Origin of the sequence: Austwickia sp., from assembly GCA_016699675.1 — a bacterium.
In the GTDB taxonomy this organism is placed as follows: domain Bacteria; phylum Actinomycetota; class Actinomycetes; order Actinomycetales; family Dermatophilaceae; genus Austwickia.
This window is the reverse complement of the sequence record CP064985.1, coordinates 4,004,094-4,016,565: the sequence shown is the minus strand read 5'-3', so window position 1 is coordinate 4,016,565 and position 12,472 is coordinate 4,004,094. Positions and strand designations below refer to the sequence as shown.

General features: G+C 72.0%; 9 protein-coding genes. All 9 read left to right on the top strand.

The genetic code is table 11. The features are described from left to right. Positions 1 to 29 precede the first annotated feature (29 nt). The 9 genes from IPK37_18320 to IPK37_18280 all read left to right on the top strand — a co-directional run bounded on the left by IPK37_18320 (position 30) and on the right by IPK37_18280 (position 12,098). Positions 30 to 236, top strand: coding sequence for a hypothetical protein (locus IPK37_18320; protein QQS00715.1), 207 nt, complete (start codon positions 30 to 32; stop codon positions 234 to 236). Positions 237 to 443: 207 nt separating this feature from the next. Then, positions 444 to 1,265 (top strand): indole-3-glycerol phosphate synthase TrpC, encoded by an 822-nt coding sequence (gene trpC, locus IPK37_18315; protein QQS00714.1) that lies wholly within the window; start codon positions 444 to 446, stop codon positions 1,263 to 1,265. Positions 1,266 to 1,345: 80 nt separating this feature from the next. Beyond that, positions 1,346 to 2,602 carry a tryptophan synthase subunit beta gene (trpB, locus tag IPK37_18310; GenBank protein ID QQS03003.1) on the top strand — a complete coding sequence of 419 codons (1,257 nt, stop codon included), beginning with the start codon at positions 1,346 to 1,348 and terminating at the stop codon, positions 2,600 to 2,602. A gap of 32 nt (positions 2,603 to 2,634) precedes the next feature. Continuing rightward, positions 2,635 to 3,489, top strand: coding sequence for a tryptophan synthase subunit alpha (locus IPK37_18305; GenBank protein QQS03002.1), 855 nt, complete (start codon positions 2,635 to 2,637; stop codon positions 3,487 to 3,489). Beyond that, positions 3,486 to 4,013, top strand: a complete 528-nt coding sequence (locus IPK37_18300; GenBank protein ID QQS00713.1) for a DoxX family membrane protein — start codon at positions 3,486 to 3,488, stop codon at positions 4,011 to 4,013. Before IPK37_18305 ends, IPK37_18300 begins: the two co-directional genes overlap by 4 nt. A 67-nt stretch (positions 4,014 to 4,080) precedes the next feature. Next, positions 4,081 to 4,935, top strand: a complete 855-nt coding sequence (locus IPK37_18295; protein ID QQS00712.1) for a thioredoxin domain-containing protein — start codon at positions 4,081 to 4,083, stop codon at positions 4,933 to 4,935. A gap of 64 nt (positions 4,936 to 4,999) precedes the next feature. Continuing rightward, positions 5,000 to 5,926 carry a prolipoprotein diacylglyceryl transferase gene (locus tag IPK37_18290; protein QQS00711.1) on the top strand — a complete coding sequence of 309 codons (927 nt, stop codon included), beginning with the start codon at positions 5,000 to 5,002 and terminating at the stop codon, positions 5,924 to 5,926. Between the two features lie 171 nt (positions 5,927 to 6,097). Beyond that, positions 6,098 to 10,648, top strand: a complete 4,551-nt coding sequence (gene gltB, locus IPK37_18285) for a glutamate synthase large subunit (protein QQS00710.1) — start codon at positions 6,098 to 6,100, stop codon at positions 10,646 to 10,648. Continuing rightward, the gene (locus IPK37_18280; protein QQS00709.1) at positions 10,641 to 12,098 is read left to right on the top strand and encodes a glutamate synthase subunit beta; all 1,458 of its coding nucleotides are present in this window, start codon (positions 10,641 to 10,643) and stop codon (positions 12,096 to 12,098) included. Before gltB ends, IPK37_18280 begins: the two co-directional genes overlap by 8 nt. The last annotated feature ends 374 nt before the right edge of the window (positions 12,099 to 12,472 follow it).

Below are 12,472 nucleotides of genomic sequence, written 5' to 3'. Positions count from 1 at the left end.
ACTCATGAGCGACACGGAGGAATGCGCAGATGTCCGGCAAGGTCTCCCACGGCAACACCCCCGCGGCCTGGATCGGCACGCTCGTCATGCTCGTGGGTGCCCTGCTCGCAAGCGTCGGTGTCGTGCTCGGCTGGTCGTGGATGTGGATGACCGGCGCGGTCCTGTGCGTGGTGGGCGCCGTCGCGTGGATCGGGCTTCAGCGCGCCGGCGGCAAGTGGGTCGAGGACATGTGGTGATCGCCGCCGGCGACTCCCTTACCTGCTGAAAACCCCCTGAACCGCCCGCACCTCCCCGACGCCCAGCAACTCCCGGCGTACCGCCGTTGACTCCTGCCCTGCGCGCCTGACGCGCGCCGCCACCCCCTCCCGCCCCGCGAGCGAGCTGTGCTGTCCACGCGCGGATCCCGATTCGGACCACTCGCGCGGTCTCGTTACGCTGACCTCGTGCCTACCGTTCTGGACGAGATCATCGAGGGCGTCCGCGAAGACCTCGTGCAGCGTCGCGCCCGGGTGAGCCTCCCGGACCTGAAGGAACGCGCCGCCCGCGCGGTCGATCCGCGCGACGCGCTGGCCGCCCTGCGCCAAGGTGAGTTCGGGGTCAAGGTCATCGCTGAGGTCAAGCGGAGCAGCCCGAGCAAGGGGGCGCTCGCGATGATCGCGGACCCCGCCGGGCTCGCGCGGGACTACGAAACCGGCGGCGCGAGCGTGATCAGCGTGCTGACCGAGCAGCGACGGTTCGGCGGCAGCCTGGACGACCTCGTCGCGGTGCGCGGGGCGGTTGACATCCCGGTGCTGCGCAAGGACTTCATCGTGGATCCGTATCAGATCTGGGAGGCCCGGGCCCACGGCGCCGACCTGGTCCTGCTCATCGTCGCCGCGCTGGAGCAGGAGGTCCTCGTCGGCTTGCTGGAGCGGACCCGGTCCCTGGGCATGCACGCCCTCGTGGAGGTCCACGACGAGGACGAGGCGAGCCGCGCGGTGCAGGCCGGGGCCGCGATCGTCGGCGTCAACAACCGCAATCTCAAGACCCTGGACGTCGATCGCGGCACGTTCGGGCGGATCGCCCCGCACCTGCCCGCCGGGGTCGTCAAGGTGGCCGAGTCCGGCGTCCGCGGGCCGCACGACGTTCTCGAACTCGCCCGGCTCGGCGCCGACGCCGTGCTCGTCGGCGAGGCGCTCGTGACCGGCGGCCGCCCGCGGGAGGCCGTCCAGGAGCTGGTCACCGCGGGTTCGCATCCGTGCCTTCGCCACCCGGGAGAGTCGTGACCGAGACCAGCCAGATTACCCAGCCCAGCCCGCCCAGCAGCGCCGGCCCGGCCGGCCCGGGGGTCGACCTGCGCGAGGCCATGGGCATCGGGGTCGGCCGCTTCGGCGATTTCGGCGGCCGGTACGTCCCGGAGGCCCTCATCGCCGCCCTGGAGGAACTCGACGAGGCCCGGCTGAAGGCCGCGGTCGACCCCGAGTTCCAGGCCGAGCTGCGCCGGCTGCAGACGGAATACACCGGCCGCCCGAGCCTGCTCACGGAGGTGCCGCGGTTCGCCGAGCACTGCGGCGGGGCCCGGGTCTTCCTCAAGCGCGAAGACCTCAACCACACGGGCAGCCACAAGATCAACAACGTCCTGGGGCAGGCGCTGCTCACCGTGCGGATGGGCAAGAAGCGCGTCATCGCCGAGACCGGGGCCGGCCAGCACGGGGTGGCGACCGCCACCGCAGCCGCGCTCATGGGGCTCGACTCCGTCGTCTACATGGGCGAGCGCGACACCCAGCGGCAGGCCCTCAACGTGGCGCGGATGCGCCTGCTCGGGGCGGAGGTCATCCCCGTCACCCACGGGAGCCGCACCCTCAAGGACGCCGTCAACGAGGCCCTGCGGGACTGGGTGGCCAACGTCGAGACGACGCACTACGTGCTGGGCACCGTCACCGGACCGCACCCCTTCCCCGAGATGGTCCGCGACTTCCACAAGGTCATCGGCGAGGAGGCCCGCGAGCAGATCCTCGCCCGCGTCGGTCGCCTGCCCGACGCGGTCATCGCCTGCGTCGGTGGGGGCAGCAACGCCATGGGCCTGTTCCACCGGTTCCGCGACGACGCCGGCGTGCGGCTGATCGGCGTGGAGGCCGGCGGCCAAGGCATCGCCTCCGGCAAGCACGCCGCGCGGTTCTCCGGCGGGTCGCGGGGGGTGCTGCACGGCGCCGCGACGTACGTCCTGCAGGACGACGACGGCCAGACCGTCGAGTCGCACTCGATCTCGGCGGGCCTGGACTACCCCAGCGTGGGGCCGGAGCATGCGCACCTGCATGAGAGCGGCCGGGCGGAATACCGCGCCGCCACCGACCAGGCGGCCATGGAGGCGTTCCGGCTGCTGACCCGCACGGAGGGGATCCTGCCGGCAATCGAGTCCGCGCACGCGCTGGCCGGCGCGATGGACGTGGGCCGCGAGCTCGGCCCGGACGCGATCCTCATCGTCAACCTCTCCGGCCGGGGCGACAAGGACGTGGACACCGCGGCCCGCTACTTCGGCCTGGTCACGGGCGAGGAGCTGGTCGAGGCGGAGGAGATCAAGGCGGCCGAGCCGGTCGACGAGGCGGAGGGGAGCGGCTGGTGAGTACGACGAGTCCCGCGGCGCCCGCGCCGGGAATGAGCGCCGCCACGGCCACGGCCACGAACCGTACGTCGAGCGGGGCGGGCCGCGAGGCCCTCGAGGCGGTGCTCGCCCAGGCCAAGGCGGAGGGTCGGGCCGCGCTGATGGGCTACCTGCCGGTCGGGTACCCCACGGTGCCCGAGTCCCTCGAGGCCATGCGCACGCTGGTCGAGGGCGGCTGCGACGTCGTCGAGGTGGGCTTCCCCTACAGCGATCCGGTGCTCGACGGCCCGGTGATCCAGGACGCGGCGTCGACGGCGATGGCCAACGGCGTACGGCTCACCGACGTCTTCCAGGCCGCCCGCGCGGTTGTGGAGGCGGGCGGCGTTGCCGTGGTGATGAGCTACTGGAACCCGATCCGCACCTACGGCGTCGACCGGTTCGCCGCCGACCTGGCCGCGGCGGGGGGAGCCGGGGTGATCACGCCGGACCTCATTCCCGACGAGGCGGGGGAGTGGCTCGCCGCCGCGCAGGCCCACGACCTGGCCCCGATCTTCCTCGTCGCGCCGAGCTCGACCTCGGCCCGGCTGGCGATGACCACGGCGCACTGCCGCGGGTTCGTCTACGTGACCTCGGTGATGGGCGTCACCGGCGCGCGGACCAGCGTCGGCTCGGCCGCCCGCGAGCTGGTCGCCCGCACCCGCGCCGCGACCGACCTGCCGCTGTGCGTCGGCCTCGGCGTGAGCAACGGCGCCCAGGCGGCCGAACTTGCCGCGGTCGCCGACGGGGTCATCGTCGGGTCCGCGCTGGTCAAGACCTTGTCCGGCGACGCTCCGTGGCCCGACCGGCTGACGGCCCTGCGCGGCCTCGTCGCCGAGCTCGCCGCCGGGGTCCGGCGAGGCCACGCGTGAGGAGTTTGCGCCCCGCGCCCTGGCAGCGCTGGGTCAGCCTGGCCGCGCGACTCGCCCTCGCCGCGGTCTGGTTGTACGCCGCCTCGACCAAGCTCGGCAAGCCGTTGACCAGCGCGCGGGCCGTGCAGGCGTACGACATCTTCCCCTACGATCTCGCCGGCCTCATCGGGCAGGCGCTCCCGGTGGTCGAGCTGGCGCTCGGGCTGCTGCTGCTCGTCGGCTTGTTCGTCCGGCCGGTCGCGATCCTGTCCGGGATCCTGCTGGTCGTCTTCATCGCGGGCATCGCCTCGGCGTGGGCCCGCGGGCTGCGCATCGACTGCGGCTGCTTCGGCGGCGGGGGTGCCCTGGCGTGGGACCAGCAGCCGGCCTACCTGCAGGAGATCCTGCGCGATGTGGGCTTCCTCATCCTCGCCGGATGGCTGGTGCTGCGGCCCAATTCGCCGCTGGCCGTGGACAATCGATTCGAGCGCAGCGCCCCTGCCGGATACCCGGCGGACGGCGTCGGCCCCGGAACCACCCCCTGACCCCAGTCGTTGACAGCGACGGCGCACCCGCACCTGCGGTCCGCCGCGCGAGCCCGAAGGAGAGAGCATGGCGTCCGCCCCGCAGAACGATCGGCAGCGCAAGATCGCCGAGGCCGCCGGCAGGCCAGGCGGCGGGAACAGCAAGAAGATCCTCGCCGCGGTCGTGGGCCTGCTCGTGGTGCTCGGCATCGTGCTCGCGCTGTGGCTGCCCAACCGCGGCGGCGACACCCCCGCCCCCACGGCCAGTGGGTCGACCTCCGGGGGAACGGCCACGAGCGGCGCGACGTCGGGCAGCGCCACCTCGGGGGGCACGTCCGGGGCCACCAGCGGCGCGGTCGCGCTGCCGAAGGGCGTCAAGGACGGGACCTCGCCGATCGTCGCGAGCAACGGCGGCGTCCTCAAGGAGGGCGTGCCGACGCTGACCATCTTCGAGGACTTCCAGTGCCCGGCCTGCAAGCAGGCCGAGGACCTCTTCGGGGCGCGCATCCGGGAGCTGGGCAAGGCCGGCAAGGTCAACCTCGCCTACTACGTCGAGACCTTCCTGGACGACAGCCTGCGCAACGACGCCTCGAAGCGGGCCGGGAACGCCGCCCTGTGCGCCGCGGACGCCGGCAAGTTCGAGGACGCGCACGACAAGATCTTCGCCAAGCAGCCCGCCAAGGAGGGCGACGGCTACACCGATGAGACGCTGCAGGCGGCCGTGGCCGATGCCGGGGTCTCCGGGGCGGCCCTCGACACGTGGAAGCAGTGCGCGGCGAACAAGACCTACCTGCCCTACCTCAAGAGCGTCGACCGCTACAGCTTCGAGACGGTCAAGCTGCAGGGCACGCCCGCGTTCTACGTCAACGGCAAGGCCATGAGCCTGGCTGGCGTCGGCAGCGCGGACGACTTCGAGAAGAAGCTGTTCGAGACGGCGAAGTGAGCCCAGCGATCGAGCGCACCCGCGTCGATTGCCTGGACGGCGAGGAAGGCCAGGAGAAGCGCTGATGCTGTTCGCCCCGATCCCTGCCTCGCTGCCGAGCCCCGACGTGGCGGTCTGGCACCTCGGCCCGCTCCCGATCCGGGCCTACGCGCTGTGCCTGCTCACCGGCATCGTCGTGGCGGCCTGGCTCACCGCCCGGCGGCTGCCGGAGCGCGGGGTCGAGGCGGAGAAGGCCATTGATGTGGCGCTGTGGGCGGTGCCCTTCGGGATCGTCGGCGGTCGGCTCTACCACGTGATCTCCAGCCCACAGGCCTACTTCGGCCCCGGCGGCCAGCCGGTCCGAGCCCTCTACATCTGGGAGGGCGGCCTGGGGATCTGGGGCGCCGTGGCACTCGGGGCGGTCGGGGCCTGGCTGGGCTGCCGCCGCCACGGCGTACCGCTGCTCGTCTTCGGCGACGCCCTCGCGCCCCCGCTGCTGATCGCCCAGGCCATCGGACGGCTCGGGAACTGGTTCAACAACGAGCTGTACGGCGGCCCCACCGACGTCCCCTGGGCGCTGGAGATCCACCAGTGGGACCACCAGGCCGGGCGGGCGGTGCTCGATGCGGCCGGCCAGCCCGTCGTGATCGGCACCTTTCACCCCACGTTCCTCTACGAGGCCGTGTGGTGCCTGCTCGCCGCGGCGCTGCTGTTCTGGGTCGACCGCCGGTTCGGCGCTGGGGCGGCCCCGCGGGGGGCCGCGGCGGTGACCGAGGGCTCGCGGGACGCCGTACGGCGCGTGCTGGCGCCCGGCCAGCTCTTCGCCCTCGTGCTGATGCTCTACACGGTCGAGCGCTTCGTCGTGGAGAACCTGCGCATCGACGACGCCAACCACGTGCTCGGGCTGCGGCTCAATGTCTGGACGTCCGTCCTGGTCTTCGCCTTCGGGGCCTGGTGGTTCTGGTGGCTGGGCCGCCGCGGGCGCCGCCGCTCCGGCGAGGCCACCGGTTAGCCGCCATCTGGACGAGGCGTCTCGCACATCGAGATGGCCCCGGTCATTTCGGGTGCGGCCCAGCCGGTAGAGTGCCATCGGCCGGACAGCGCGGTCCGGTTCATCGCGCCGTCTCGGCGTACTCTTTCCCCCGACCTCATCGGTCCTCTCCCTCAAGGACGGTGAAACGACGTGTCCGCACGCGACTTCTCCGCTGTCCCCGCCGCCACCGGTCTGTACGACCCCGCCTACGAGCACGACGCCTGCGGCGTCGCCATGGTCGCGACCCTGCGCGGGGAGCCCGGACACGACATCGTCGAGCAGGCTCTGGTCGCGCTGCGCAACCTCGACCACCGCGGCGCCACCGGCGCGGACCCGCTCGTCGGCGACGGCGCGGGGATCCTCTTCCAGGTGCCGGACGCCTTCCTGCGCGCGGTGGCCGGGTTCGAGCTGCCCGAGCAGGGCCGGTACGCCGTGGGCACCGCGTTCCTGCCCGTCGAGGCGGACCGGCGCGCCGCGACTGTGCGTCGCATCGAGGAGCTGGCGGCCCAGGAGAGCCTGACGGTCCTCGGCTGGCGCGACGTCCCCACGGACTACGGCGTCATCGGCAAGGTGGCCCGCGACGTCATGCCGCACTTCGCCCAGCTGTTCGTCGCCGCCGCGGGCGCCCGCGAGGGCGCGGCCGGCATCGAGCTGGACCGGCTCGCCTTCTGCCTGCGCAAGCGCGCCGAGCACGAGACCGGCACCTACTTCCCGTCGCTGTCCGCCCGCACGCTGGTCTACAAGGGCATGCTCACCACCGAGCAGCTCGACCACTTCTACCCGGACCTGCACGACACCCGGGTCGTCACCGAGCTGGCGCTGGTCCACTCGAGGTTCTCCACCAACACGTTCCCGAGCTGGCCGCTCGCGCACCCCTACCGGCTGATCGCCCACAACGGGGAGATCAACACGGTGCGCGGCAACCGCAACTGGATGGCCTCGCGGGAGTCGGTGCTCAAGAGCGACCTGATCCCCGGCGACCTGACCCGGCTCTTCCCGATCTGCGACCCGCACGGCTCCGACTCGGCCGGCTTCGACGAGGTGCTGGAGCTGCTGCACCTCGGCGGCCGGAGCCTGCCGCACGCGGTCCTCATGATGATCCCGGAGGCGTGGGAGAACCACGCCGAGATGGACGCCGCGCGCAAGGCCTTCTACCAGTTCCACGGCTGCTTCATGGAGCCCTGGGACGGCCCGGCCTGCGTGACGTTCACGGACGGGACGCTCATCGGCGCCGTACTCGACCGCAACGGCCTGCGGCCCGGCCGCTACTGGGTGACCGACGACGGCCTGGTCGTGCTCGGCAGCGAGGCGGGCGTGCTCGACATCCCGGCGGAGAAGATCGTCGAGAAGGGCCGGCTCAGCCCCGGCAAGATGTTCCTCGTGGACACGGCCGCCGGCCGGCTGATCTCCGACGAGGAGGTCAAGAGCGAGCTGGCCCAGGAGCTGCCGTACGCGCAGTGGCTCGACGAGGGCATGGTCGAGCTGCACGATCTTCCCGAGCGCGAGCACATCCTGCACACCCCCAGCTCGGTGGCGCGCCGTCAGCAGACGTTCGGCTACACCAGCGAGGAGCTGCGGATCCTGCTCGCGCCCATGGCGGCGACCGGGACCGAGGCGCTCGGCTCGATGGGCACCGACACCCCCATCGCGGTGCTGTCGGACCGGCCGCGGCTGCTGTTCGACTACTTCACCCAGCTCTTCGCCCAGGTGACGAACCCGCCGCTGGACGCGATCCGGGAGGAGCTCGTCACCAGCGTCGGCGGGACCGCCGGGCCCGAGCTCAACCTCCTCGGGGCGACCCCCGAGCACTGCCGCCAGATCGTGCTGCCCTTCCCGGTGATCGACAACGACGAGCTGGCGAAGATCGTGCACATCGACGCGGACGACGACGCCGGGTCGGGCACGGCGACCGTGGTCGTGTCCGGGCTGTACGACGTGGCCGGCGGGGCCGCTGCCATGAAGCAGCGACTCGAGATGATCTTCAAGGAGGTCTCGACGGCGATCCGGCGGGGCGCCCGGTTCGTCGTGCTCTCCGACCGGGACAGCACCATCGACAAGGCCCCCATCCCGTCGCTGCTGCTGACCGCCGCGGTCCACCACCACCTCATTCGGGAGAAGACCCGCACCCAGGTGGGTCTGATCGTCGAGGCGGGCGACGTCCGCGAGGTGCACCACGTCGCCCTCCTCGTGGGCTACGGCGCCGCCGCCGTGAACCCCTATCTCGCGATGGAGACCGTCGAGGACATGGTCCGCTCTCGGGCCATCACCGGCGTGACCAGCGAGAAGGCCGTCGCCAACCTCATCAAGGCGCTCGGCAAGGGCGTCCTGAAGGTCATGTCGAAGATGGGCATCTCGACGGTGGCGAGCTACCGCGGCGCCCAGGTCTTCGAGTGCATCGGCCTGGCCAAGGAGGTCATCGACGCCTACTTCACGGGGACGACGAGCCGCCTCGGCGGCGTGAGCCTGGACGTCCTCGCCAAGGAGGTCGAGGCGCGGCACCGCACGGCGTACCCGGTCTCCGGCGTCGGCAACGCGCACCGCAAGCTGACGACGGGCGGGGAGTACCAGTGGCGTCGCGAAGGCGAGCCGCACCTTTTCAACCCTGAGACGGTGTTCCGGCTGCAGCACTCCACCCGGAGCCGGCGCTACGACCTGTTCAAGCAGTACACGGCGCGGGTCGACGGGCAGTCTAAGCGCTTGATGACGCTGCGCGGGCTCTTCGAATTCGACACGAGCGGGCGCACCGCGATCCCGATCGACCAGGTCGAGCCGGTCAGCGAGATCGTCAAGCGGTTCTCCACGGGCGCGATGAGCTACGGCTCGATCAGCAAGGAGGCCCACGAGACCCTCGCGATCGCGATGAACCGCCTCGGCGGCAAGTCCAACACCGGCGAGGGCGGCGAGGACGTCGACCGGCTGCTCGACCCGACCCGGCGCAGCGCGATCAAGCAGGTCGCCTCGGGTCGGTTCGGCGTGACCAGCCACTACCTCACCGAGTCCGACGACATCCAGATCAAGATGGCGCAGGGCGCCAAGCCCGGCGAGGGCGGCCAGCTGCCCGGCGCCAAGGTCTACCCCTGGGTGGCCCGGACCCGGCACTCGACGCCCGGCGTGGGGCTCATCAGCCCGCCGCCGCACCACGACATCTACTCGATCGAGGACCTGGCCCAGCTCATCCACGACCTGAAGAACGCCAACCCCAGCGCGCGGATCCACGTCAAGCTCGTCTCCGAGGTGGGCGTGGGCACGGTCGCGACCGGGGTGAGCAAGGCGCACGCCGACGTCGTCCTGATCTCCGGGCACGACGGCGGCACCGGTGCCTCGCCGTTGACGTCGCTCAAGCACGCCGGGGCGCCCTGGGAGCTGGGCCTCGCCGAGACGCAGCAGACGCTGGTGCTCAACAACCTGCGCGACCGGATCGTCGTGCAGACCGACGGTCAGCTCAAGACCGGGCGCGACGTGGTCGTCGCGGCGCTGCTGGGGGCCGAGGAGTTCGGGTTCGCCACCGCTCCGCTGGTGGTCAGCGGCTGCATCATGATGCGGGTGTGCCACCAGGACACCTGCCCGGTGGGCATCGCCACGCAGAACCCCGAGCTTCGGTCCCGGTTCACCGGCAAACCGGAGTTCGTGGAGACGTTCTTCGAGTACATCGCCCAGGAGGTGCGGGAGCTGCTCGCCCAGCTCGGGTTCCGCAGCATCGCCGAGGCGGTGGGGCACAGCTCGGTGCTTGACGTCCGTAAGGCCGTCGACCACTGGAAGGCCGCCGGGCTGGACCTGTCGCCGATCCTCGCGGAGGCGGTGCCGGAGGGCGACGCGGCCCGCTATTGCACCCAGGCGCAGGACCACGGCCTGGCGCAGGCGCTCGACAACGAGCTGATCGCGCAGGCGCGCCCGGCGTTGGAGCGTGGTGAGCCGGTGCGCATCGAGGCGAGGATCCGCAACGTCAACCGCACGGTCGGCACGATGCTCGGGCACGAGGTCACGAAGGCCCACCACGAGGGTCTGCCGGAGGACACGATCACGGTGAACCTCACCGGCGAGGCCGGGCAGTCGTTCGGGGCGTTCCTGCCGGCCGGCGTCAGCATGCGCCTGTTCGGCGAGGCCAACGACTACGTCGGCAAGGGCCTCTCGGGTGGTCGGCTGGCCGTCCGGCCCGAGCCGTCGTCCCACCTCGCCGCCGAGCGCAACGTGATCGCCGGCAACGTCGTCGGCTACGGCGCCACGAGCGGCGAGATCTTCCTGCGCGGCACGGCCGGGGAACGGTTCTGCGTGCGCAACTCCGGCGCCAGCGCCGTGGTGGAGGGCGTGGGCGACCACGGCTGCGAGTACATGACCGGCGGCACGGTCCTGGTCCTGGGCCCCACCGGCCGCAACTTCGCGGCCGGGATGTCGGGCGGCGTGGCCTACGTGCTCGACCTCGCCCGGCAGCGGGTCAACCCCGAACTCGTCGACGTGCTGGAGCTGCGCGACGACGACGCGGACCGCGTCGAAACCCTCCTGCGCCGCCACCTGGAGGCGACCGAGTCGGTCGTCGCCGCCGAGCTGCTGGCCGACTGGCCGGCCAGCCGCGCCCGATTCTCGCTCGTGCTGCCCCGCGACTACCAGCGCGTCCTCGACGTGCGGGCCGCCGCGGAGGCGGACGGGCTCGACCCCGACGGCTCCCAGGTCTGGGAGCGGATCATGGAGGCCTCCCGTGGCTGACCCGCATGGTTTCCTCAACCACCGGGAGCGCCAGCTCCCGTCCCGCCGCCCCGTCCCCGTGCGGCTGCGCGACTGGAACGAGGTCTACGAGCCGCAGGACGTCCGCGACCTGCAAGACCAGGCCGGACGCTGCATGGACTGCGGCATCCCGTTCTGTCACAGCGGGTGCCCACTGGGCAACATCATCCCGGAGTGGAACACCTTCGCCTGGAAGGGCCGCTGGGGCGACGCGATCGAGCGCCTGCACGCGACCAACAACTTCCCGGAGTTCACCGGCCGGCTGTGCCCGGCCCCGTGCGAGACCGCCTGCGTGCTCGGGATCAACCAGCCCGCGGTGACGATCAAGCAGGTCGAGGTCACGATCATCGACCGGGCCTTCGACGACGGCCGCGTCATGCCGATGCCGCCGGAGCGGCTGTCCGGCCGCACGGTCGCGGTCGTCGGCTCCGGCCCGGCCGGGCTGGCGGTCGCCCAGCAGCTCACCCGGGCGGGGCACACCGTCGCGGTGTACGAGCGCGCCGACAAGGCCGGTGGCCTGCTCCGCTACGGCATCCCCGAGTTCAAGATGGAGAAGCAGGTCCTCGACCGGCGCCTCGCGCAGATGCGCGCCGAGGGCACCCGGTTCCGCACCGGCGTCAAGGTGGGGGCGGACCTCACGGGGACGGAGCTGCGCAAGCGGTACGACGCGGTGGTGCTCGCCACCGGCGCGACGGTGCCGCGTGACCTGTCGGTGCCAGGGCGGGAGTTCGAGGGCGTCGTGCAGGCGATGACGTACCTCCCGCAGGCCAACCGCGTCGCGCTCGGTCAGGACGTCGTCGACCAGATCGTCGCGACCGGCAAGGACGTCATCGTCATCGGCGGCGGCGACACCGGCGCGGACTGCATTGGTACGGCGTTGCGGCAGCGCGCCAAGTCCGTGACCAGCCTGGAGATCATGCCGCGGCCGCCGCAGGAGCGCGCGGACGCCCACCCGTGGCCGACGTACCCGATGCTCTTCCGCGTCGCCAGCGCGCACGAGGAGGGCGGCGAGCGGGTCTACTCGGTGAACACCAAGGAGGTCATCGGCGACGAGCGCGGCAAGGTCAGCGGGCTGCGGCTGGTCGAGGTGCGCCTCGAGGACGGCCGGTTCGTCGAGGTGGACGGCACCGAGCAGGTGCTCCCCGCCCAGCTGATCCTGTTGGCGATGGGCTTCACCGGCCCGGAGAAGGCCGGGGTCGTGGAGCAGCTCGGTGTGGAGCTCGACGAGCGCGGCAACATCGTGCGCGACGAGCACTACATGAGCAGCGTTCCGGGGGTCTTCGTCGCGGGCGACTGCGGTCGCGGGCAGTCGCTGATCGTGTGGGCCATCGCCGAGGGGCGGGCCTGCGCGCACGGTGTCGACGCCTGGCTGACGGGCGAGTCCGCGCTGCCGCGGCCGATCAGCCCGACGGATCGCCCGCTGACGGTGTAGCCGCGGTCCGGGGTCGTCCGCGACGCCGGGCTGTGGGAGTTGCGTCGAGGCTTCCGGGCCGTGAGGGTTCGGCCGGCGTTCGGTGCAGCCGGTTCCCGGGAGCAACGTGCTCCCTGCGGTGAGGCGCCTCAGGTTCAGTCGAGACAACTCCCGTACGTACGTGTGTCGTCTCGTCTCGAGGTGAGGCGCCTCAGGTTAAGTCGAGACAACTCCCGTACGTACGTGTGTCGTCTCGACACGAGGTGAGTCGCCTCAGGTGCGGGGCTGACGACGCGCCGCCGCGCCGCAGCTCTGCCGCGGGCACCCTTGCGGCACGGCGCCAAGAATGCATGGCCATGCCACCCGACGTACATCCGCTGGCCCCCCGGCGTGCG

Excerpts from the sequence above, each read along its gene's own strand:
- IPK37_18320 (QQS00715.1), top strand. The coding sequence starts at position 30 with ATGTCCGGCAAGGTCTCCCACGGCAACACCCCCGCGGCCTGGATCGGC.
- IPK37_18305 (QQS03002.1), top strand. The coding sequence starts at position 2,635 with ATGAGCGCCGCCACGGCCACGGCCACGAACCGTACGTCGAGCGGGGCG.
- IPK37_18295 (QQS00712.1), top strand. The coding sequence starts at position 4,081 with ATGGCGTCCGCCCCGCAGAACGATCGGCAGCGCAAGATCGCCGAGGCC.
- IPK37_18290 (QQS00711.1), top strand. The coding sequence starts at position 5,000 with ATGCTGTTCGCCCCGATCCCTGCCTCGCTGCCGAGCCCCGACGTGGCG.
- trpB (QQS03003.1), top strand. The coding sequence starts at position 1,346 with ATGGGCATCGGGGTCGGCCGCTTCGGCGATTTCGGCGGCCGGTACGTC.